The sequence below is a fragment of the Nostoc sp. genome, assembly GCF_036917775.1.
Lineage (GTDB): Bacteria > Cyanobacteriota > Cyanobacteriia > Cyanobacteriales > Nostocaceae > Nostoc.
The window spans coordinates 12291-30267 of record NZ_JBALEQ010000075.1 but is presented as its reverse complement, the minus strand read 5'-3'; the positions used below and the strand labels follow the sequence as shown (position 1 = coordinate 30267).

Below are 17977 nucleotides of genomic sequence, written 5' to 3'. Positions count from 1 at the left end.
TAAAGCGTAACTTCATGGGAACGAATTACCGACGGGTTTTACTCAAACTGAGCGGTGAAGCCTTAATGGGCAACATGGGCTATGGCATTGATCCAGAAGTGGTCAAAGGAATAGCGCAAGAGGTAGCAGAGGTGATAGCCACTGGCGTTCAAATGGCCATCGTTGTTGGCGGTGGCAATATTTTTCGTGGCGTGAAAGCAGCGTCGGCGGGGATGGACAGGGCAACCGCTGACTATATTGGGATGATTGCCACGGTAATGAACGCCATGACGTTGCAAGATTCGCTAGAACACATAGGGGTACAGACGCGGGTGCAAACTGCGATCGCCATGCAAGAATTAGCAGAACCATATATCCGTCGTCGTGCCATCCGTCATCTTGAAAAAGGGCGGGTGGTAATTTTTGGGGCAGGTTCTGGAAATCCCTTCTTTACTACAGACACCACTGCGGCACTAAGAGCAGCAGAAATTGATGCTGAAGTGATTTTTAAAGCCACCAAAGTAGATGGGGTATATGATGCCGATCCTGAGATTTATCCTAACGCCAAGCGTTACAATAGCCTTACCTACGCGCACGTTTTAGCCAAAGATTTGCGGGTGATGGATAGTACTGCGATCGCCTTGTGTAAAGAAAATAATATCCCAATTCTGGTATTTGACCTAACGGTGCGAGGTAACATCCACCGGGCAGTCTTGGGAGAATCCATCGGTACCCTTGTGGGAGGTTCTTGTGATATTAGCTGAAGCTGAAAGTAAAATGCACAGTTCTGTTGAGTCAACTCAACGAGCTTTCAACACAATCCGCACTGGTCGCGCCAATGCGAGTCTATTAGATAAGGTATTGGTGGACTATTACGGTTCGCCTACATCTTTAAAATCACTGGCAAATATTAGCACGCCAGATGCCTCGACAATTCTAATTCAACCCTACGAGCGCAACACCCTAAACATTATTGAGAAGGCAATTTCCCTCTCAGATGTGGGTTTAACCCCCAGCAATGATGGTTCTGTAATTCGGCTGAATATTCCGCCTTTGACAAGCGATCGCCGAAAAGAATTCGTCAAAATGGCTACTAAATACGCTGAAGAGGGTCGTGTTGCTATTCGCAACATCCGCCGCGATGCCATAGACTCGATTCGCAAGCAGGAGAAAGCCTCTGAAATCTCCAAAGATGAATCAAAAGACCAACAAGACAACCTGCAAAAACTCACAAACGAGTATACAGGCAAAATAGACGCACTATTGGCAGAAAAAGAAAAAGACATTACGACTGTTTAAAGTCTAAAGTCTGAAGCATAAAGGCTGAAGGATGATGGTAAAATTCTTCAGCCTTTATCATTTATTTAGTTTTTAACAAAAATTGCTTAATTATCTCAATAGAAAATAAACTAATTCAGGAGCCAAAATTCAGCCTTATGTATGACTGCATCATCGTCGGCGCTGGGCCAGCTGGTGGAACATCTGCATATCATTTAGCCAAGCAGGGCCGCTCAGTATTAGTCTTAGAAAAAGAATCCCTACCAAGATATAAACCTTGTGGTGGTGGTGTATCTCCAGCGATCGCTCAATGGTTTGACTTTGATTTTAGCCCAGCAATCTCTGTAAAAGCTGACTCCTTTCGCTTTACCTGGAAATTAGGCGACCCAGTGGAAGCAAAAATAGCCACAGAAGAACCAGTCTGGATGGTGCGACGAGATATTTTTGACCATTTCCTAGTGCAGCAAGCACAGAAGCAAGGGGCTGAACTACGAGATAATACTGAAGCAACGGGTATTGAATTTAAAGGTGATTATTGGCAAGTCAACACAGCCAATGGGCCAATTACGGGTCGCTACTTAATCGCGGCTGATGGTGCTAAAGGGCTAATGGCAAAATGGTTAGGCTTCAAAGAACGTAAACGCCGTTTAGCAGCAGCTTTGGAAGCAGAAGTTTCCACCACTGTAAAAGACAAATCCACAATTCATATTGAGTTGGGGTTGGTGAAAAATGGTTACATTTGGAACTTCCCGAAAGCGGATGGTTATTCCATTGGTATTGGTACGTTTGGCGGTGGCGAACCTCAGGATTTTAAGAAGATTTTAGATGAATACGCGCGATCGTTTAATCTAGATATCAAAACCAGCAAGAAGTATGGTTATCCCCTTTGCTTGTGGGATGGAAAGCAAAAGCTGCATACCCAAAATGCTGTTTTGGCTGGCGAAGCTGCTTGTGTAGTTTATCCTATGACAGCAGAAGGCATTCGTCCTTCAATTTTTAGTGGCTTGATTGCAGCAGGAGCCATTAATGAGGCCCTTTCTGGTGACATCAACGCTTTAGAAAAATATAGTGAAGCTATTAATGAAGAATGGGGTACTGAGATGGCTTGGGCACAAAAATTAGCTGGAGCATTTTATCGCTTTCCTAGTATTGGCTACAAAGTTGGTGTTAAGCATCCCTCTGCTGCCAAAATCATGGGTCAGATTATGTGCGGAGAACTGCGCTATAGCGATGTTACCGATCGTGCCCTCAAGCGTTTAATTCCTGGCTTTGGAGGTTAGTAAATAGTTGTAAATGGGTTGCTTGATGCTCTCACCTTTTTGACGAAACGTGAATTCAAGGAACCTCTTTGCTGTCTTGAACTTTTAGTTATCCTAATAGGCTTGGCATAAGCCAAAAAGCCCTCATGTATAGACGCGATTTATCGCGTCTAGAAGACTGATACGTTAGAGAGACGCGATAAATCGCCGTCCTGAGAGAAAATGTACTCGTCAATTATTTTTTGACAGACTACATACATTGTGAATGACTTAACCAAGCCCCAGAAGATATTTAACACCAAATTAAAAATACCTAGGGAAAAGCCAAATACTTATTCCAGTTCCCAGTACACAAATAATTCCCGCCAAACCCGCTAGGGGTTTTTTATTCTTACCTGTGAACCAGTCAGAGGCTTTACCTGTGTAAGTAATTAATTCTGCTGTATCTAGGGTTGCGATCGCCCATACCCATCCTGCGTGTAGTCCCCAAGCTAAACCCAAATTGTGGCGATCGGCAAAACGTGCCAACACCAACACCATTCCCATCAGCCACAATCCAGGGAGTTGTGGTGCAGTTTCACGTTGCTCCCAAACTAGATGTAGTAAGGCAAAAATCAAGCTAGAAATTGCTGCTGCTACCCAAACTGGATAATCCTGTGCTAATTCAGTGAACAGAAAACCCCGAAAAACTAACTCTTCTATCCCACCGACTAACAATGCTATCAAGAAAATTGGTAGCAAGATGGGTAATAGTAACTTGAAATTCTTTTTTTCAAAAGAACACCAACCTAATCCGAATTGCCCACTAAATACAATCGCTAGGCTTACCACTCCCAAAGCGAAACCTAATGCTAAAGAACCAAAATTTGAAAGATTCCCAACAAAGCCGTAATCCGAAAAAGATTTATTGGTAAGCCAACTAACTCCCCACAGAATCAGGGGAGCTAATAGGTAAAGTGACAGCAATAATGGCATCTTTTGCTGTGGCTGCAAAGGTTTAGGGGGTTGCCAATTGAGTAATATTGCTGATACTACTCCTACTGGCAACCAACAAACTATCCAGCAAACAAAAAATGCCATTACTATAACTAGTGCTGGTGCATTTTGCATAAATGCTAGTAAGGCGTTGACCGAAGGCTCAAAAAAAGTTATCAAAAAAAACACGATAGACTTCTTGCACTATAGATTTCTTGCTTATTTATCAAGAATCTACTAAATTTGGCAAATTCTGCAAGGGGTCTAATCGTATTTTTTATTTGGAACAAAATTTTTTCGATAGAGTTACCAGTTTGCTATTGAGGTAAGGACAAGTTATCATACCTGATACTTATCCTTACCATCAGCAAATTTACTCTTCGTCTTCCAAATCTTCATCCGATTCGTCGGAGTCTATATCTGGTGAGGTCAGTTTTTTATCACTTTCACCAAGTTGAATCAAGTGAATATGCTTGTATCCCAACCTAATTTCAAACTCATCTCCAGACTTTAAGCCCATTGCTTTGGTATATGTGGCACCAATCACAATCTGACCATTTTGATGGACACTAACCCGATATGTCGGTTCACGACCACGACCATCTTTAGGTGCTTCTGGACTTAGAGGAATTCCTCTAGCCGATAGCAAAGCGTCATAAAAATCGGTGAGATTGACACGAACCTGGTTATTCTTAGTAACAGTGTAATAGCCGCACTGTTTAGCTCTTTCTCGACGTGGCAAAGTGGAAAGTTCTTTTACTTTCGCAAGTAGTGCTTTTCCAGTTAATGGGGCGGTTGCAGTTTCAGTCATTATGCTCAAATTTTCCTTACTCTCTCCAAGCTGATAAACGATGTAGTCTTATGCCAGCATTTGGCTTTTTAGTATGTGCATAGAGCTACTTAGGACTCTAGTGTTACGGGTGAATCACTGCCGATAGGAGACAAAAGCACTTCATATTATGGTTGTCTACAACCAATTAGAGGTCATAGTTGCCATAGAAATTAATTTTGCTGATTTCACGGCACTTTTAACCATTATTCGCCATCAGAAATGAAATTATTTTTTCTTTTGGCGCTACTGTAGCGGTGTAACTTTCAGCCACCTTTACAAATGGGGTTGGCTCTACTCCAAATAAGTCGTAGACCCAATAAATCGCAGGTTTTTCACTTTCAGTGCTTGCCCTTTTCGCTAATGAGTAGGTAGAGTTTTCTCTACTCATCCTCTCAAGCTTAGGACAGCATAGTATTTCAATAGAGTCCTACGGGCTTATGCCCTTTGTCCTGCCAGTAGAGACGCGAATTTTCTTGTCTCTACATTACGAATCAACAAAGCAGTAGTAGCCGCGCTGATACGGCTATTGATTCTGGTTTTGTGAGTTCGTAATTTTATATTAAATACTAGCATGGACTAATAATAGCAAAATAGTTGTTTAATTTTGAATTAAAGTTGCTGGTAAATTTTTATTTAAATTTCTGGACTTAAAGGTTGGAAAAGCCGTGACGATTTTCCTAACCCTTTATTGCATTATAAAAATTTATCTAATTTAGATGAGCAGTTTTGGCCAATTAGTTAAATCCAAGATTTTCTTGATTGAGAGGCTGCAAAAATCTCAAAGTCTCGCCTATCCGGGATTATTCGATGTGCAAGACTTTTATTTGAAAGTGATGAGGATTTTTCCTGGGTTTATTACCGTAAGCTCAAAAGTGGTCAGAGGATTTTCTACGTCTGTCTATGGGAAGAATAAATCTCTTAACATACGTCTAGCAGTTAATTGCGACTACTATATATTGAAGATGTGCTTTTACACTTCTATATAATCAAAAAATTCTGTCAAGCGTTAGCGAAGGCGGAATTTTTCAGCTAGGATTGCTTGACTCAAGTTGATATGAAGACCTGTTGCTAACGGTAACTGCATTTACCTTGGATATGATCGCTAGACCAAAGATAAACCTGAGTCCCTTTTAAGTAAACCTCTTTGCTTTACATTCTCAAACGACTAAATTCAATGTCAAGCGACCATTACATTTTTGGCGTTTTATCTCAGAATTTGACACAAATCTTGCCTACAGTGCTGCTAAAAGTAAAATTTTAATGGTTATCCTTAAACTAGAATCAGATTCCCTTTAATCGTCAGCCTATTAACACCAGGTTTTGAATTGAGGGCAAAAAAAGTATAGCTCACTTTTCGTAACTACCAGCCTTGGCTGATGATTGTTAAGGCTGGTGAAGCAATTTTAAAATTTTGGTTAGTAGTCATGGAAGTTATTTTTAAGGTCATTCGACAGCAACAAAATTCCTCCCCTATTGTGCAAACCTATCTTGTAGAGGCAGAACCAGGTAATACAATCCTGGATTGCCTCAATCATATTAAGTGGGAGCAAGATGGAACGTTGGCATTTCGCAAAAATTGCCGTAATACGATTTGTGGTAGCTGTGCTATGCGAATTAACGGGCGTTCGGCTTTAGCTTGTAAGGAAAATGTTGGCAGTGAACTTGCTAGATTACAACAAATACCATCATCCCAAAGTAAAGTAAATGTCATTCCTGAAATCACGATCGCACCTCTCGGCAATATGCCCGTGATTAAAGATTTGGTTGTAGATATGAACAGTTTCTGGAATAATTTAGAAGCAGTTGCTCCTTATGTGAGTACAGCAGCACGACAAGTACCAGAAAGAGAGTTTTTGCAAACACCACAAGAGCGATCGCGTCTCGATCAAACTGGTAACTGTATTATGTGCGGTGCTTGTTACTCAGAATGCAACGCCCGTGAAGTGAATCCAGATTTTGTTGGCCCCCATGCCCTTGCCAAAGCTTACCGCATGGTAGCAGACTCCCGCGATAGCGATACCGAAAATCGTTTAGAAATGTACAACGAAGGTACTAAAGGCGTATGGGGTTGCACCCGTTGTTTATACTGCGATTCAGTTTGTCCAATGGAAGTTGCACCATTAGAACAAATCACCAAAGTTAAACAAGAAATTCTTACGCACAAAGAAGCCAACGATAGTCGCTCAATTCGTCACCGAAAAGTTTTGATAGATTTAGTTAAAGAAGGTGGTTGGATTGATGAACGTCAATTTGGTTTACAAGTTGTTGGTAACTACTTTAAAGATTTAAGAGGATTACTCAGTCTTGCACCCCTCGGTTTGCGGATGCTCCTACGAGGTAAGTTTCCCTTGTCCTTTGAACCTTCAGAGGGGACAGAACAAGTGCGATCGCTCATCGAATCTGTGCAACAAGTTGAAGGGAATAGGCAGTAGGGCATGGGGCATGGAGAAGAGATAGAGGAGACAAGGAAGAGGGGGGAAACAAGTGAGCAACTTGTTAAATAATTCTCCCCTTGTCCGCCTTATCCTCCCTATCCCTCTGCTCCCCTGCTCCCTGCTCCCTGCTCCCTGCTCCCTGCTCTCTTGCTTCTTCCCCATTCCCCATTTTTCAACGCGGCTCTTGAGGTATATTTAACGGTCGCCCATAACGGTCATATACTAAAACATCCCACTGCCCGTTGTTACTAGACTCAAAAGCAATCCTGCTACCATCAGCGCTAATTGTAGGGTTGCGGACTTCAGCTTGTAGGTTACTAGTTAAATTTCGTGATTGGCGTGTTTCCCGCTCGTAGAGAAAAATAGCCGATCGCCCCTGGCGGCTAGCCGCAAACACAATATAACGACCATCTTGTGAAACGCTAGGATGATTTGCGATCGCATCAAAGGAATTTAAACCTGACAAATCAACCAAATCACGAGTCACCGTATCAAACATATAAACGTCTTGGCTACCGCGTCGGTCAGTAATAAAAACAATGTATCTCCCAGAAATTTGGGGGTTTAATTCTGACGCTAAACTATTGAGACTCCGACCCCCCGGATCAAAGGGATAACTCAAAAGGCGAGGGTAGCCAAAACATCCAGTTAATAAACTTAAGCAGAAAAATACAGGTATAAAAAAAATACGTTTCATATATTGGGCATGGGGCATTGGGCATTGTACATTGGGCAGGCATTAATTATTCTCCCTCATCTCCCTGCTCCCTGCTCCCCTGCTCCCTGCTCCCTCTCTTCTACGGAGGTGAACCTACGGTTGCACCGTTGGGAATATCTAACTCAATATTTGGCCCTCGGTCTAGGACTTCAATATCCCACTGACCACGGCTGGCGCTTTCAAAGACAACATAACGTCCATCTGGGCTGATATTCGGTTTTCTGATCCAGCCGCGATAGGTTGGTGTAACGATTTGCGACTGTTGCGTAGCGCGATCGTAAAGCGCCACTACTGCTCTACCTTGGTCGCTAGTAAGATAAGCGATATAACGCCCGGTATAGCTCAAGCTAGGACTTTCAGCAATTGTCTCTGCTCGGTTTATACCCGGTGTGCCAATAAACTGTTGCCTCTCCAAATCGAAAACCAATAGCTGTTGATTACCATTCCGATTAGATACAAACGCTAAAAAGCGCCCATTTCCACTCAAAGCAGGTTGCTCCTCGGTGTAGCGACTGTTGAGGGAAGTAGGCCCTATGGGAATATTGTTAGAACCACAAGATGCAAGCAAACTTGTTAAACCAAAAACCAGGCTCCAATGAATTGGTCTTTGGAGCCAAAATGTAGGCGTAAATTTTTCCACCTCAACTGTTTTCCGTTGCCTTTAAACCTATTTCCACACCAACTGTTTTAAACATCGTCATCAAAATCGGTCGAATTATCTCGCCCCTCATTTGGCATTTCAATCGGGTTGTACGGTACATAATCAGTTGGGATCGCCTCATCATCTTCGCGCGGTCTTCGAGGAGTTGAGTCCGTTGGTGGACGACGCCTTCTTGGTCTGGGAGCAACATCATCTTCCCGGCTTTCTGGACGTTGAGAACCGTTATTATTACGGCGAGAAGGTTTTCTGGCTTCCCCTCCCGAACTTTCCCAATCATCAACTTGCCTAGATGAACCCCAATTTTCATCTTCAGAGCTTTCAGAAGGGCGATTCACAGGACGGCCAGAAGTCCGCCGCCGCGTTCTGTCAGTCGGAGCCTGTCTTTCACTACTGCTGCTGTTGCGGCGTTCTGAACGACGGGGTGGTTGCTCTTCGTAGTAGTTATCACGAGTGGAAATTTCATCCCTGCTACCCCGAATCCGGGCACGCACGGGGCGTTCTTCCTCGTCTTCATAAGGCAATGGATCTAAGTCTGCATCCATTTCAGCTTGATACTTTCTGCGATCGTTGTAGGAATAGCGATCGCTAACCGGTCGGTCTTCATCCACAATCGGAGTGTTACGCTTTGCTTGCTGGGTAGCTATACTCCGCAGGCGAATACTTTCAACTGCAAAAAACACAGTTGTGCCAACTAAAAGCAGTTGACCAAATTGCAGAATCGGGTCTAGCCGCCATCCTTGAAACACGAGAATGAAGCCGCAGAGTAGCCCGACTGCCGCAAAAAAGATATCTTGATCTCGTGACAATTCTGGACGCACAGTGCGGAGAAAATACAGTGCTGCCCCAGCCACAGCCAGGAAAATTCCTAGAATACTGGCTGAATTTGCCCCAAAATTTACCTGAGCCAGAAAACTGGCTGAGTTCAGCCCAAAATTTATCATTGCTGTTTTCCCAATATCAAATCTATGTTAGCGAGTCACAATTAAAATCACTACTGTAATTAGGCACGATAAATATTGAAGCTTCAAAGCCTCTGGCAAAGAAGCTCTGAAGCTGTTCACCGAAAAATAAAAAAGCCCTATGTCTGTTAGCTACAAATGCTTCTAGCGGCAAATACTGCTGCTTGTAGTGCAATTATAAATAGCTGACAGACAATCGGTTGTGAGAGTTAATTTAACTCTCATAAGCATTATGAACGCTGGATTTTATCTTTTTGGCTAATGAAAATTAAACCAACTGTAGCGGGGATTACAACAATTGCAGTACCCCATAGCAGGCTCCAAAGAAAATTTGCTAAAGAAGGCGTCATACTTCTAAACCTTTTTTTACACACTTCATCCTAATTTTAATAGTGTATTACTTTCTTGAGAAGCCTCTAACTCGGAACTGCTAAACTTGGTAACTGCTGTAAGCGAGTTTACTTTTTTATTCCAGAAGAAAGTCACAGCATTTGGTTAAAATGATGATGAGAGTGCTTTACAAAGCTTAAAGTTTTTGTGGCGTTCGCAAAGCGCGGCTTACCGTTTGCCTAAGTTTTCTTTCTTTACAGATAGTACCTTAAACCGATGACTGGTATTGACCTGACTGCTTGGATTCTTGGCCCTGTGTTAGGAGTGATGACATTTTTATTTATATTTCGGATCATTCTCACTTGGTATCCGCAAGTGAATCTGAATCGGTTGCCATTTAACTTAATAGCTTGGCCTACCGAACCATTTTTAGTACCATTGCGAAAACTGGTACAACCTATAGGCGGAGTGGACATTACACCTATTATTTGGGTTGGTATCTTCAGCCTGCTAAGAGAAATATTACTAGGTCAGCAAGGATTGCTGACTATGATATCTCGTGTGAATTAGGGAATTGGGAATGGGAAAGAGGACTTGGGGACAAGGAGAATTGGGGACAAGGGGAAAGACTTGTTGTAAGTTCTAAACTTTTGTCACCTTGTCACCTTATCCCCTTGTCCCTCTGCTTCCCTTGCTCCCCCTGCCTCCCCTGCCCTCTTCCCAGTCCTCAGTCCCTTACCCGTTCATCTCCTGGACAAAATTTGTATAGACATTACCCTGCAAAAATTGTGGAGTTTCCATGATTTTTTGATGAAAACCAATAGTGGTAGGCAGTCCAGTAATTGCACATTCCCGGAGTGCGCGTTTCATACGGTTAATAGCAGTGGGTCGGTCTGGGGCCCAAACAATTAACTTGCCGATTAAGGAATCGTAGTAAGGCGGGATTTGGTAATCGGTGTAAACGTGAGAATCAATCCTAACACCAGGGCCTCCAGGGGGAAGATAGCCACTAATCCTTCCAGGAGAAGGGCGAAAGTCATGATCTGGGTCTTCAGCGTTGATTCGGCACTCAATTGAATGACCCCGCAAAACGACTTGCTCTTGAGAAAGCTTGAGTCTTTCTCCTTGAGCAATCCGAATTTGTTCGGCAACTAAGTCTATTCCAGTAATCATCTCTGTTACAGGATGTTCTACTTGAATCCGGGTATTCATTTCCATAAAGTAGAATTTACCGGATCTATCCAAGAGAAACTCGATAGTACCCGCCCCACTGTAATTAATAAATTGGGCAGCTTTGACAGCAGCGTGCCCCATTTTCTCACGTAGGTCTTGGTCAAGAGCCGGACTGGGAGCTTCTTCTAGTAGCTTTTGGTTCCGGCGCTGAATTGAGCAATCCCGTTCGCCCAAGTGGATGACATTACCGTAGTTATCCGCCAAAATTTGAAATTCGATGTGGCGAGGACGTTCAATAAATTTTTCGATGTAAACGCCAGAATTCCCAAAAGCTGCTCCTGCTTCGCCTTGGGCTGCCAAGAAAAGTTTGACAAATTCATCTTCAGAACGAACTAGGCGCATACCTCGCCCACCGCCACCGGCTGTGGCTTTAATCATCACTGGATAGCCGATATCCTTGGCGAATCTTAATCCTTCTTCCTCAGATTCTACTAACCCCTCACTACCTGGTACTGTGGGGACTCCAGCTTTTTGCATGGTTTCTTTGGCAGTGGATTTATCGCCCATCAGCTTGATAGCTTCTGGAGTTGGGCCAATAAAAGCAATATGATGGTCAGCACAAATTTCCGCAAAGCGGGCATTTTCTGCCAAAAAGCCATAGCCGGGATGAATGGCAGTCGCATTGCGCGTTAGGGCGGCAGCGATAATATTGGGAATATTCAAATAACTTTTACTGCTAGCTGGTTCGCCAATGCAAACCGCTTCATCAGCAAGTTGAACGTGGAGAGCATTCCGGTCAACGGTGGAATGAACCGCGACTGTCGCAATTCCCATTTCTTCACAGGCGCGGAGAATGCGAAGGGCGATTTCTCCCCGATTGGCAATTAATATTTTGTCAAACTTCATTTTTTAGTTTCGATATCATTACCAGTAGATTCACATTTTCTCTGATCCATCTTGAAACGACGCTTCCGCATTATTTCAAATTATCACAGGAGATTTGCCACCCTGACTCTAAGCAAACTCTCAGATTGCAGGCTTGCTGCCTCTACGGGTTTTACTACACTAACAACATTGCTGCTGTAAGTCTTGGCTAGCTTACTAAACTGGGCTTTTGCGATCGCACCGTTTCTCCCGCAGTCGCTCTACCCTTTTTAATATCACTTGTGCAGATGCCAAATTTCTGTCAGTCTGATACAGCCTTGAAGAAATTTATATTTTTCAGAAATATAACTTTAGATATCACCTTACTATAATTATTTTCTTATGCTATAGTCTATCTTTAGACAAACCGTGCGGATGTGGCGGAATTGGTATACGCGCACGCTTGAGGTGCGTGTGGGCAATGCCCTTGGGAGTTCGAGTCTCCCCATCCGCATATTTTGTTTTTAGTCAAGGGTCAATAGTCAAGGGTTAATAGACCTTAGACTGTTGACCCTTAAATCTTGGTGTAGCCCAGGCTTTTTATGCTTTTATAGAGATACGTGAAGTTTTGTAAAAAGCATTGAGTATTACTTTTACGCCGACAAACAACTTAACACAGCCAGCAGCTTGGCATCGCCTCACTCCGATTTGGCAAGGAGGAGAGGAAGTAATTCAAAAAAGTTTACCTCACACTCAGCTAGCACCTGCTTGGCAGCTCATGCTTTTGGGTGACGGCTCTCCAACACGTCACCTAGAATTGCTTACAGGTGAGCCTGTAGAAGTAGATGTCATTGATATGTCATTGATTGGTGCGGATTTGGATGCTGCACCTGATTTAATCCAAGCTGTTCCAGGACCGCGACTACGACGACAAGTGTGGCTGCGGACTGCTTCTGGTCAACGATTAGCTTATGCTACCTCGTGGTGGGAAGCCAGCCATGTAGATGAGTATTTACAAAATCGTTCATTACCAATTTGGGCAAGTTTAGCTCGTCTCCGCACAGAGTTATATCGGGATGTTCGAGGGATTTACTATGGTGACTCATCGGCGCTAGAGTCTGGTTTTGACGTAACTGGGCCTTTTTGGGGTCGCCACTACTTGTTTTGGCATCATGGACAGCCACTAACCTTAATTTATGAAGTTTTTTCGCCTTATTTAACTAAATATTTGGGAGCGATGCAATTGAATTCCCAAAATCGGTAAAAAGCCTGCGATCGCTATTGAGCAATACAATGAGGTTATCAAAGGAAGGTTGAATATTGTAGCGATCGCATCTGGTAGTAAATTCCCCAAGATCAACCATGATTCAACTTAAAACCCAACTCACCCTCGAAGAATTTCTTGCACTTCCCGAAGGAGATATCACCTACGAATTCATTGATGGAGAAGCTGTTCCTAAATTCCAAAATGATGAAATGGCACCAAAATTTTTTCATAGTTCTATAACAGGTGCATTATTTATACTATTGTCTGCATGGGCGCAAGGAAAAGGGCGGGTTGTAATTGAATGGGCAATTAAGCTAAAACGAAATCAACAAGACTGGGTTCCTGTTCCAGATTTGACTTATATTTCTTATAACCGTCTTTCTGCTGATTGGTTGCAAGATGAGGCTTGTCCTGTTGCACCCGAATTAGTAATTGAAATTATCTCCCCTGGTCAAACTTTCGGAGAAATGACCGAAAAAGCCACTGATTATCTAAAAGCTAAAGTTCAACGAGTTTGGATTATTGATTCTAGAGCAAAAACTATTACTATTTTTTATCCTGATATTCTCCCTCAAACCAAACGTGGTACTGAGAGTTTAGAAGATTCCTTATTTGAAGGGTTGCAAATTACACCTCAAGAAATTTTCCAACAAGCAAGAATTTCCTACTGATGTTAGCAACAAAGACACGAGGAAAGATTTAATGAATACTGTTGTGCTAAATCTAGAACCGATTGCTCATTTAAGCGATGAGCAATTTTATCAATTGTGTGTTGCCAATCGTGATTTAAGCCTAGAGATGAATGCAGCCGGAGAATTAATAATTATGCCACCAGTCGGAGGAGAAAGCGGAAATCAAGAAGCAGATTTAATTACAGACTTAAATAATTGGAATCGTCAAGCTAAATTAGGGAAAGTTTTTAGTTCTTCAACTATCTTTATACTTCCAAATGGTGCAAAACGTTCACCTGATGCTGCTTGGGTAAAATTGGAGCGCTGGGAAGCTTTAACACCAGAACAACGAAAAAAATTTCCGCCACTTGTACCCGACTTTGTGATTGAACTGCGATCGGAGACAGACCGACTGTCACAGATTCAAGAGAAAATGCAGGAATATATCAAAAATGGTCTGCGTTTGGGTTGGCTGATTAATCCTCAAGATCGTCAAGTTGAAATTTACCGACTTTTGAAAGCTGTAGAAGTTGTGCAAATGCCGGCGATTGTTTCTGGAGAGGATATATTACCTGGATTTGAGTTGCAATTATAGGTTGTCCCAAAAAATATTGTAGTCATTATGTGGTGCAATGGCGTACCCGGCCATCGTAGGCGATGTCTACGATGGGCTGCGCCTACGCTACCGAGCAAAGCCAAATAGCTTAAATTCACTTGCAGCTTTGTCCAGTTAGTTATATTGTCTAATTGCTTAGAATCACAGATTTACTTACGGAAATCTTCCGAATGAGGCATTAATCTTAGCGAAACTTCCTACGAAATTCAACAAAGCGTGTTAAAAATGGTAACTGAATCAAAAACACAGCTTTTGAAAGACTAGGGAAGATTGATTACGGAAGTATCATCAACATTTAGGGTGGAAAATTTAATCTAATTAGCTGTCCTAAAGAATGGTTAAACCAGTTGGTGTACTTAACTAATAATAAGTTTGCAAGTATAAGGTATAGGTTTCGATGGCACCGCCTCTTGTGTCTGTTCCAATGAAGAAAAATAAGAAACCCTCTCTGGTGCTGACGCTCTCGGCTGCTGGGCTATTAATTGGTGCAGGGAGTGTAGGATACTGGTTGTTAAGCCAGAGACAAATATCTTCCAGTGATTTGCTCGTAGGTGCAAATATTATTCCTGGTGATGCACTGTTTGCGGTTTCTCTAACAACAGATCCCCAGCAATGGCAGAAATTGCGGGAGTTTGGGACAAAAGAAACCCAGGCAGAACTGGACAGAAATTTAGTAGAATTGCGCGATCGCTTTCTGACTAATAATGGTTACGACTTCCAGAAAGACATCGCCCCTTGGGTAGGCAATGACGTTACAATCGCAATTCTTGCCCCAGCAACAGCAAGCAAAGCTGTACCCAAACCAGTTACCACTAATGAAGATGCTGCCAGCGATCAGCAGTCGATGGTAATGGTATTACCAGTAAAAAATCCAGAAATCGCCAAAAACATTTTGGCACAACCCAAAACCCTTAAACAAGGCAAATGGATTGACCGTATTTATCAAGGGATCGCCATCAAACAAAGTGAGGGGCAAACAGGGGAAAACTTATCAGCAGCATTAATAGATGGGCGTTTTTTAGTCATAACTGATAGTCCCAAAGCCACAGAACGAGCGATCGATGCCTACAAAAATCAAACATCCCTAGCGACAACAGGGGGCTTTGCTGAGAATTTTCCGAAAATTGCCAATTATCAACGCTTTGGTCAGTTTTATATCAATGTGCCAACAGCAGCTAAAATAGCCGCAGCTTCTCCAAACCGCCCTTTACCCGCTCAAGTTTTAGCTCAACTGCAAAATAACCAAGGTTTAGCAGGGACAATGACTTTAGAGGCAGAAGGAATCCGCTTCAAGGGCGTTTCTTGGCTAAATCCTAATAGTCAACGTGTGCTGGCGGTGGAAAATAAAGCTGGGAAAATGCAAAGTCGCGTACCAGCAGAAACTTTAATGATGCTTTCGGGAGGAAACTTACAGAGGTTATGGGGAGATTACGTTTTAACATCTCAAGGAAATCCCCTCTCACCGATCGCACCAGAACAACTCAAAGGTGGGATAAAATCTCTTACCACTCTAGATTTAGATAAGGATTTGCTCAGTTGGATGAAAGGCGAGTTTTCCTTATCAGTGATTCCTAATACTCCCAAAGAAGGTTCACCAAATGATTTTCGGGCGGGTTTGGTGTTTATGGTACAGGCTAGCAATGCCGGTGGGCAAAGCCTACGCAATTCAGCCGAAGCATCCATAAAACAATTGGATGATGTGATGAGAAATCAATACCAGTTCCAAGTGCAACCTGCAAAAGTTGCAGAGCAACCTGTTGTCAACTGGATTTCACCTTATGGTACTTTAACTGCCACCCACGGTTGGTTAGATGGAGATGTCGCTTTTTTAGTAGTGGGCGCTCCCATCACTGATAAAATTGTTCCTAAGCCCAACAACACACTAGCTAGCACGATCCCATTCCAACAAACAGTTCCTACAGAACCAAATCCAACAAATGGTCAATTTTTTCTGGATGTGGAACGAACTGTGAACAATTTCCCTTTACCAACTCTAATTCCCAATCAACAAACTTTGCTAGCTGCAACACGCTCGATTGGGATGACATCTGCTGTCAGCGACAGTCGTAGTAACCTCTACGACATTTTTATAGCACTCAAAAAAGTTAGTAATACGAATCCCTTGCCTAGTCCAGAAAGGAATAATAGCAACTCGTCTAGATAAGAGAGCAGGGGGCAGGGGAAGCAGGGGGAGACAAGGGGGACAAGGGGGACAAGGGGGACAAGGGGTGAGAACTTGAAACAAGTCTTTCCCAATTCCCAATTCCCAATTCCCAATGCCCAATTTCCAATTCTCCTATCCCATAACCCTGTAAGCATATAGGATCAGAACAGTCAGAATCCATATTTTAAATCATCCACGGAGAGAACACTTTATGAATCTGGTTGTACTCCAGAACTGGCTGGACAATGCCTCCTTTGCCATATTATTGCTAACAATGCTGGTGTATTGGGGAGGAGCGGCTTTTCCGAATCTGCCTTATCTAGCCGCTTTGGGGACAGCTGGGATGGCGATCGCTAATTTGTGTATGGCGACTCTACTAGGGGCAAGATGGATAGAAGCTGGTTACTTTCCCCTAAGTAATCTTTATGAATCCCTGTTTTTCTTAACTTGGGGAATTACCACTGTCCATCTAATTGCTGAAAGTAGTAGCCGTAGCCGCTTAGTAGGAGTTGTTACAGCTCCGGTGGCAATGTTGATCGCTGCTTTTGCGACTATGACATTACCATCCCAAATGCAAGCGTCAGAACCCCTAGTACCTGCCTTGAAGTCAAATTGGTTGATGATGCACGTCAGCGTCATGATGTTGAGTTATTCTGCTTTGATGGTGGGTGCGTTATTAGCGATCGCTTTTCTGATTGTCACTCGCGGTCAAAACATCCAGCTACAAGGCAGTTCTGTCGGTACTGGTGGCTATCGCAGCAACGGCTACCGCTTGCACAAAGCAGCTGAACTAATTTCTCAACCACCAGCCCCTTCTGCTGAAAATAACGGCTTTGCTCGTTTTGAAAGTAGTAGCAACGGCAATGGTAACGCTAACACTGCCGTTTTGAATTTAGTAACTACTTCTGAACCTCAAACTGTAGCATCTGCCGAACCTCTTTCACCTCAGCGCCTTAGCCTTGCCGAAACCCTCGACAACATCAGCTATCGCATCATCGGACTCGGATTTCCCTTGTTGACAATTGGCATTATTGCTGGTGGCGTTTGGGCTAACGAAGCTTGGGGTTCTTACTGGAGTTGGGACCCTAAAGAAACTTGGGCATTAATCACCTGGTTAGTATTCGCCGCCTATCTCCACGCCCGAATCACTCGCGGTTGGCAAGGCCGCCGTCCCGCAATTTTAGCCGCCACTGGCTTTGTTGTTGTTTGGATTTGCTATCTCGGTGTAAATCTTTTGGGTAAAGGTTTGCATTCTTACGGCTGGTTCTTTTAATAACCTCACCCCTAACCCTCTCCAGCAATGGAGAGGGAGAAAAGAGCAGATTTAAATTTACTATTATCTCTTGGGAATTATTTCGGATGAAGTGTTATATCACTGGAAAATATAGATTTAGTGATAGGACATTTTTATGGAAGATGGATTTGAGAGACTTAATCATGATGAAGTTGTGTCTATAGAACCAGACACCTTTAATAAATTAGATATTGCTAAAACTTTTAAAGTCCGTGATTTGATTACCGCAATTAAGGAATATATTGGAGCGGAAGAAACAGACGAAGTAAATTTGTATACCCAAGGATTAAATTGTGAAGTTTTGCAATTTAGTACTCAAGGATGGAAAAAAGGAAAAGTTAGACTTGCTTTAGAATTTTGTCCTGATGAATCAGAATCACCACTTGATGAGATTTTTCAAAAGCTCAAACAAGTAGAAAAATAAAATTGTTATTTGTTGTAATTGATAATTAAATTATCAATTACAAATAGTTATAAGTCCTTTTTTAGCAGATGAACAATG

The 17977-nt window shown here is 42.8% G+C and carries 18 protein-coding genes and 1 tRNA gene; 12 read left to right on the top strand and 7 right to left on the bottom strand.

Annotated elements, in window-relative coordinates:
* The first annotated feature begins 14 nt into the window (after positions 1-14).
* From pyrH to V7K69_RS13415, 3 genes are all read left to right on the top strand, one after another.
* Positions 15-743 (top strand): UMP kinase, encoded by a 729-nt coding sequence (gene pyrH, locus V7K69_RS13425; protein WP_012412364.1) that lies wholly within the window; start codon positions 15-17, stop codon positions 741-743.
* A complete protein-coding gene (gene frr / locus V7K69_RS13420; protein WP_335035033.1) occupies positions 730-1278 on the top strand; it encodes a ribosome recycling factor in 549 nt (182 codons plus the stop codon). Before pyrH ends, frr begins: the two co-directional genes overlap by 14 nt.
* 137 nt (positions 1279-1415) lie before the next feature.
* Complete coding sequence (locus V7K69_RS13415; RefSeq protein WP_335035031.1) at positions 1416-2537, top strand: geranylgeranyl reductase family protein; 1122 nt, start codon at positions 1416-1418, stop codon at positions 2535-2537.
* Between the two features lie 282 nt (positions 2538-2819).
* On the opposite strand, the gene V7K69_RS13410 is transcribed toward V7K69_RS13415, so the two are convergent.
* The gene (locus V7K69_RS13410) at positions 2820-3626 is read right to left on the bottom strand and encodes a CPBP family intramembrane glutamic endopeptidase (protein ID WP_335035240.1); all 807 of its coding nucleotides are present in this window, start codon (positions 3624-3626) and stop codon (positions 2820-2822) included.
* A 238-nt stretch (positions 3627-3864) separates the two neighbouring features.
* Positions 3865-4302 carry an AbrB family transcriptional regulator gene (locus V7K69_RS13405; protein ID WP_012412178.1) on the bottom strand — a complete coding sequence of 146 codons (438 nt, stop codon included), beginning with the start codon at positions 4300-4302 and terminating at the stop codon, positions 3865-3867.
* Between the two features lie 1445 nt (positions 4303-5747).
* Here V7K69_RS13405 and V7K69_RS13400 point away from each other — a divergent pair.
* Entirely contained in the window at positions 5748-6755 is a 1008-nt protein-coding gene (locus tag V7K69_RS13400; RefSeq protein WP_335035238.1) for a succinate dehydrogenase/fumarate reductase iron-sulfur subunit, read from the top strand.
* A 175-nt stretch (positions 6756-6930) separates the two neighbouring features.
* Here V7K69_RS13400 and V7K69_RS13395 read toward each other — a convergent pair whose 3' ends face one another.
* The 4 genes from V7K69_RS13395 to psbX all read right to left on the bottom strand — a co-directional run bounded on the left by V7K69_RS13395 (position 6931) and on the right by psbX (position 9446).
* Positions 6931-7455 carry a TolB family protein gene (locus V7K69_RS13395; protein ID WP_179075504.1) on the bottom strand — a complete coding sequence of 175 codons (525 nt, stop codon included), beginning with the start codon at positions 7453-7455 and terminating at the stop codon, positions 6931-6933.
* Positions 7456-7555: 100 nt separating this feature from the next.
* Positions 7556-8116: a TolB family protein gene (locus V7K69_RS13390; RefSeq protein ID WP_335035028.1), complete on the bottom strand. Its 561-nt coding sequence runs from the start codon at positions 8114-8116 to the stop codon at positions 7556-7558.
* Positions 8117-8163: 47 nt separating this feature from the next.
* A complete protein-coding gene (locus tag V7K69_RS13385; RefSeq protein WP_335035026.1) occupies positions 8164-9078 on the bottom strand; it encodes a Ycf66 family protein in 915 nt (304 codons plus the stop codon).
* Between the two features lie 248 nt (positions 9079-9326).
* Entirely contained in the window at positions 9327-9446 is a 120-nt protein-coding gene (gene psbX, locus V7K69_RS13380) for a photosystem II reaction center X protein (protein WP_174709687.1), read from the bottom strand.
* A 256-nt stretch (positions 9447-9702) separates the two neighbouring features.
* Here psbX and V7K69_RS13375 point away from each other — a divergent pair, with 256 nt between their 5' ends.
* Complete coding sequence (locus tag V7K69_RS13375; protein WP_335035024.1) at positions 9703-9996, top strand: YggT family protein; 294 nt, start codon at positions 9703-9705, stop codon at positions 9994-9996.
* 165 nt (positions 9997-10161) lie between these two features.
* On the opposite strand, the gene accC is transcribed toward V7K69_RS13375, so the two are convergent.
* Entirely contained in the window at positions 10162-11505 is a 1344-nt protein-coding gene (gene accC / locus V7K69_RS13370; RefSeq protein WP_335035021.1) for an acetyl-CoA carboxylase biotin carboxylase subunit, read from the bottom strand.
* Positions 11506-11894: 389 nt separating this feature from the next.
* On the opposite strand from accC, the gene V7K69_RS13365 reads away from it, so the two are divergent.
* From V7K69_RS13365 to V7K69_RS13335, 7 genes are all read left to right on the top strand, one after another.
* Positions 11895-11977, top strand: a tRNA-Leu gene (locus V7K69_RS13365).
* Between the two features lie 126 nt (positions 11978-12103).
* A complete protein-coding gene (locus V7K69_RS13360) occupies positions 12104-12727 on the top strand; it encodes a chorismate lyase (RefSeq protein ID WP_335035019.1) in 624 nt (207 codons plus the stop codon).
* A gap of 98 nt (positions 12728-12825) precedes the next feature.
* Positions 12826-13401: a Uma2 family endonuclease gene (locus V7K69_RS13355; RefSeq protein WP_335035017.1), complete on the top strand. Its 576-nt coding sequence runs from the start codon at positions 12826-12828 to the stop codon at positions 13399-13401.
* A 31-nt stretch (positions 13402-13432) separates the two neighbouring features.
* The gene (locus tag V7K69_RS13350; protein ID WP_179072976.1) at positions 13433-13996 is read left to right on the top strand and encodes a Uma2 family endonuclease; all 564 of its coding nucleotides are present in this window, start codon (positions 13433-13435) and stop codon (positions 13994-13996) included.
* 418 nt (positions 13997-14414) lie between these two features.
* A complete protein-coding gene (locus tag V7K69_RS13345) occupies positions 14415-16181 on the top strand; it encodes a DUF3352 domain-containing protein (RefSeq protein WP_335035014.1) in 1767 nt (588 codons plus the stop codon).
* Between the two features lie 211 nt (positions 16182-16392).
* Complete coding sequence (ccsB, locus tag V7K69_RS13340; protein ID WP_335035012.1) at positions 16393-17454, top strand: c-type cytochrome biogenesis protein CcsB; 1062 nt, start codon at positions 16393-16395, stop codon at positions 17452-17454.
* A gap of 136 nt (positions 17455-17590) precedes the next feature.
* Positions 17591-17899, top strand: coding sequence for a KGK domain-containing protein (locus tag V7K69_RS13335; RefSeq protein ID WP_012412190.1), 309 nt, complete (start codon positions 17591-17593; stop codon positions 17897-17899).
* Positions 17900-17977: the final 78 nt, after the last annotated feature.

Excerpts from the sequence above, each read along its gene's own strand:
- pyrH (WP_012412364.1), top strand. The coding sequence starts at position 15 with ATGGGAACGAATTACCGACGGGTTTTACTCAAACTGAGCGGTGAAGCC.
- V7K69_RS13415 (WP_335035031.1), top strand. The coding sequence starts at position 1,416 with ATGTATGACTGCATCATCGTCGGCGCTGGGCCAGCTGGTGGAACATCT.
- V7K69_RS13410 (WP_335035240.1), bottom strand. The coding sequence starts at position 3,626 with ATGCAAAATGCACCAGCACTAGTTATAGTAATGGCATTTTTTGTTTGC.
- V7K69_RS13405 (WP_012412178.1), bottom strand. The coding sequence starts at position 4,302 with ATGACTGAAACTGCAACCGCCCCATTAACTGGAAAAGCACTACTTGCG.
- V7K69_RS13400 (WP_335035238.1), top strand. The coding sequence starts at position 5,748 with ATGGAAGTTATTTTTAAGGTCATTCGACAGCAACAAAATTCCTCCCCT.
- V7K69_RS13395 (WP_179075504.1), bottom strand. The coding sequence starts at position 7,455 with ATGAAACGTATTTTTTTTATACCTGTATTTTTCTGCTTAAGTTTATTA.
- V7K69_RS13385 (WP_335035026.1), bottom strand. The coding sequence starts at position 9,078 with ATGATAAATTTTGGGCTGAACTCAGCCAGTTTTCTGGCTCAGGTAAAT.
- psbX (WP_174709687.1), bottom strand. The coding sequence starts at position 9,446 with ATGACGCCTTCTTTAGCAAATTTTCTTTGGAGCCTGCTATGGGGTACT.
- V7K69_RS13375 (WP_335035024.1), top strand. The coding sequence starts at position 9,703 with ATGACTGGTATTGACCTGACTGCTTGGATTCTTGGCCCTGTGTTAGGA.
- accC (WP_335035021.1), bottom strand. The coding sequence starts at position 11,505 with ATGAAGTTTGACAAAATATTAATTGCCAATCGGGGAGAAATCGCCCTT.
- V7K69_RS13355 (WP_335035017.1), top strand. The coding sequence starts at position 12,826 with ATGATTCAACTTAAAACCCAACTCACCCTCGAAGAATTTCTTGCACTT.
- V7K69_RS13350 (WP_179072976.1), top strand. The coding sequence starts at position 13,433 with ATGAATACTGTTGTGCTAAATCTAGAACCGATTGCTCATTTAAGCGAT.
- V7K69_RS13345 (WP_335035014.1), top strand. The coding sequence starts at position 14,415 with ATGGCACCGCCTCTTGTGTCTGTTCCAATGAAGAAAAATAAGAAACCC.
- ccsB (WP_335035012.1), top strand. The coding sequence starts at position 16,393 with ATGAATCTGGTTGTACTCCAGAACTGGCTGGACAATGCCTCCTTTGCC.
- V7K69_RS13335 (WP_012412190.1), top strand. The coding sequence starts at position 17,591 with ATGGAAGATGGATTTGAGAGACTTAATCATGATGAAGTTGTGTCTATA.